The organism is Micromonospora sp. NPDC005172 (assembly GCF_040608555.1).
In the GTDB taxonomy this organism is placed as follows: domain Bacteria; phylum Actinomycetota; class Actinomycetes; order Mycobacteriales; family Micromonosporaceae; genus Micromonospora.
On the sequence record NZ_JBEXIL010000110.1, the window covers coordinates 1 to 4,024 of the forward strand.

The following is a 4,024-nucleotide window of genomic DNA, read 5'->3' on the forward strand; positions in this document are numbered from 1 at the left end:
CTCGATCCATACCCGTCTACCGACCGAATCACCCTCATCGATCGGACCGGCTGTGCGACACACCCGCCCAACCCACAAACCAAACGCGCTCTTAGTCGGTAGCGTGGGAACGCCCGCAGTCCCCGCGCTGACGGAAAACGTCTATGACGGCGCCGGGCGGCTGACCGACGCGATCTTCAAGGTAGGCGTCGACACCACGATCAACGAGAAGTGGCGAACCACCACCACCTACGCCGGTGAACGCACCAGCATCACACCGCCGGCCGGTGGCATCGCCACCACGACCATCAGCGACGGCCGGGGCCAGACCATCGCTCAACGGCAGTACAAGGACCGTGCAGCCGTCGGCAGCGATACCGCCAGCACCTTCGACGAATACCGCTACGGCTACACCGGCCGAGGTGAGCTTGCAAGCGTCACCGACCCGGTCGGGAACACCTGGGCCTACCGCTACGACCAACGAGGCCGCAAGGCCAGCGAGGACGACCCGGATAAGGGCACCAGCAGCTACACGTACAACCTCGCTGGCGAGATGCTCACCTCGACCGACGGCCGCAAACGCACCCTCGCGTTCTCGTACGACAAGCTCGGACGAAAGAAGACCGTCCACGAAGACTCCACGACCGGGCCCCTGAGTGCTGAATGGACCTACGACACCCTCGCGTACGGCATCGGCAAGCTGACCAAATCGGTCCGATACGAACCGGCAGGCTCCACAAACGCCTACGTCAACGAGGTAGTCGCCTACGACGAGACGGGACGGGACGGCCCAAGGACTCCCGCATCACCATCTCGTCCGCCGACGGATCACTATGCGTATCGGGCACCCTCACACCGTGCTCCTACGACTACAACACCACCTACCGCCCCGATGGGAAGGTCAACAACACCACGGTGCCCGGCGCGGCCGGACTCACCAGCGAAAAATTGACCTACACGTTCAACGACGTCGGCTTGCCCAGCGGCATGCTGTCCGCATCGCAGATCTACGTCAGCCAGACCAGCTACACCAAGTTCGGCCACCAGTTGCAGACGATCCTGGGCGCGACCGGGAAACGCACGTGGATCACGAACACCACCGACCCCCACACTGGCCGCCTGACCAACCGCAACGTGATCCCAGAGATGAAGCCCGAGGTCTTCAACTTCAGCTACTTCCAAGACCCAGCCGGCAACATGCAGAAGATCACCGACGCTCCAGCCGGTGTCAAAGTCGAGACCGAGTGCTACGGCTACGACACGCTGCGCCGCCTCGTGAACGCCTGGACACCCCAAACCGACAACTGCACGCAAGCCCCAGACACCGCGACGCTAGGTGGGCCTGCACCATTTTGGCACTCCTACACCTACGACCCCGGCACGGAAAACCGCAAGACAGAAACCATCCGCACCGCCACCACACAAACCACCCGTACATACAACTACCCGGCTCAAGGCGCGGGCGTAGGGTCACATCCCCACGCGGTGACAAGCGTTGCCTCCACCGGGGCCACTACTACGACCGAGAGTTACACCTACGACGAGAACGGCAACACCATCACCCGCCCCGGACCCGCGGGCCAGCAGACGCTTACCTGGGACAACGAAGGTGGTCTCTTCGCAGTCGCCGACAACACCGGTAGCACCAGCTACGTCTACGACGCCGACGGCAACCGCCTGATCCGCCGCGATCCCACGGGAGCGACGCTCTACCTGCCGGGGAGCATGGAAGTCCGCAAACCAACCAGCACCGCTGCCACCGGGACCCGCTACTACAGCGCAGCGGGGGAGACCGTCGCGGTCCGCGACTCGACCGGCAGACTGGACTGGATCGTCAGCGACCACCACGGCACCGCCGACGCCACGATCCGCAACAGTGACCTCGCGGTATCCCAACGACGCAGCCTCCCCTTCGGCGGCGAACGAGGCACCACACCCTCCACCTGGCCGTCCATGATGGACAAGGGTTTCGTCGGCGGCACCAAAGACAACACAGGCCTAACCCACCTCAACGCCCGCGAATACGACCCCGCGATCGGCCGATTCGTCTCCGTTGACCCCGTCATGGATATCAGCGATCCGCAGCAGTGGCACGGATACGCCTACTCACGGCACAACCCAGCCACCTTCAGTGACCCGAGCGGCCTCATCCCTGCAGACTGCGTGACAATCAAGGGCGGCTGCCCGTCCTACCAACCCGGCAACGAAAAGGGCAATCGGGCCGCCAAGAACAATCCGAAGAACCGATGCTGGCCGGTCAAGTGTGATGCCGTCGCTGACGCTGAAAACCCCTTCGACCCGGACACATGGACTGATCACATGCCCGACGGGCGGGGGGCGCCGAGCAAAGGCAACGTCGCCCTCCCGGTTTTCGCGCAGCTCGTCTACGGCACCCACATCTCTAACCTGAACGCAGTTCAACTGGAACGGCTTCGCAGCGATGTCCTCTGCTACAACTATCCGGATATCTGTAAGCAGATCCTCGCCGAAATGTGGGGGGATGTTGGCAACTTCCTTGGCGAAATCACCGGAGTCAACGACGCGATCGACTGCTCCAACGGAAGCGTCTCAGGATGCGCCTGGAGCATTGTCGGATTCGTTCCGATCGGAAAGCTGAAAGCAGCCGGCAAGATCGGCGAAGCACTGCTCGACACCGGGAAAGCTCTCTGTAGCTTCAGTCCAGAGACCAAAGTCGTCATGGCTGACGGCACCTTCAAACCCATAAGCGATCTCCGGGTCGGAGATAGGGTCTTGGCTACCGATCCAGAAGCAGGCGTGACGAATGGGAAGATCGTAACTCATATCTGGATCCACGAGGACCATCTGCGTGATCTGAAGATCAACGGCAAGGCGCTCTTCACCACGGCCGGGCACCCGTTCTGGAATGCAAGAGTAAAGCGGTGGGATCCTGCTAATCAGCTCAAATCTCATGATCGCCTGCTATCCCTCCAGGGGGTCTCGATTCGCCTCGATGGCGGCCTGGCGCAGTTCGCGCGGTTCGGGGCGGCGTACAACCTTACAGTTGCTGATATTCATACCTACTATGTGGTAGCCGGTAACACGCCAGTGCTAGTCCATAACACTGGCTGCGGGCCTACGGCGCGTTTTGCGGTCGACTCAAGCGGCGTTGCGGCTGACCTGAAGCCGCTTGGCCGAGGTTCGACTGGCCGTACTGCTCCCAACAATCTCACCGAGCAGATGGCGATGCATGAGGCTATGTCTAGTCCGGCCAATGGTACCCTCCTACCTCTTAGGAAGGGCATGACGGACGCGAGGTGGCCTGGCTCAGATGGTTGGGTGAAGATGTCCCAGAATGTAAACGGCGTCGAGATTCATTACGTAATGAATGCGATTACTGGGCAAGTTGACGACTTTAAGTTTAAGGGCTGACATGATAGCGACGTTCCTTGGCGTGAGCCTGCGAGACCTGCCGCCAAATCCATTAGCCTATAACCGGGATGCTGTGGCCCGCCTCACCGTCGAAACACAATATCGCGTCTGCGCGATGTCTCTCTATGCCGGGTCGGTCATGGTTCTTGTGTGCGCTGACACCGGTCTGCCGGACTGGTATCCGATTCAGCTATTCCGGGTAGAAGACTCCAGCATTCCAAATGAGTGGCGATTCGCGTTCTATCGTGATTCAGCCCATCTGCAGGCTCTTTGGGGTTATGAAGATATGATAGATGATGAGTCGCACTATGACGGCTTGCTAGAGCGCGAAGTAAGGGCGCTCGAGAAATTTTTCTCACGCTGTAGTTGATCACGCCGCGACGGCTCGGCTGGGTACGACAATTCAGCGTTCCGCCGACGGAGCGTGACAACGGTGCGGAATCGTCGTAGTGGAGAATCATCTGGAGAGCAAGCTGACGGTCGAGGTGACGGGCGGCTTCCCTATCGCCTATAGCGTGTCTGCCGCGAGCTTGGCATTGATTCCGCTGCGTAGCGGCTGCTAGCCTCGGCCCTTCGTTAAGGGTTGTCCAAGGACTGGGCAGAAACGAAGAAGTGCCTTCTGATCAGGGAAAATAGGGCTTGTCGAGAGTCCTGT

Annotated in this window: 2 protein-coding genes and 1 pseudogene; all 3 read left to right on the top strand. The window is 60.6% G+C overall.

The features are described from left to right. Positions 1 to 931: pseudogene (locus ABZV06_RS31905) on the top strand (hypothetical protein); the annotation flags it as partial. Beyond that, positions 895 to 3,369 (top strand): polymorphic toxin-type HINT domain-containing protein, encoded by a 2,475-nt coding sequence (locus ABZV06_RS31910; protein ID WP_355625973.1) that lies wholly within the window; start codon positions 895 to 897, stop codon positions 3,367 to 3,369. The pseudogene ABZV06_RS31905 and the gene ABZV06_RS31910, both read left to right, overlap by 37 nt. A gap of 22 nt (positions 3,370 to 3,391) precedes the next feature. Further along, on the top strand, positions 3,392 to 3,739 hold the full coding sequence (locus ABZV06_RS31915; RefSeq protein WP_355249153.1) for a hypothetical protein: 348 nt from the start codon (positions 3,392 to 3,394) through the stop codon (positions 3,737 to 3,739). Positions 3,740 to 4,024: the final 285 nt, after the last annotated feature.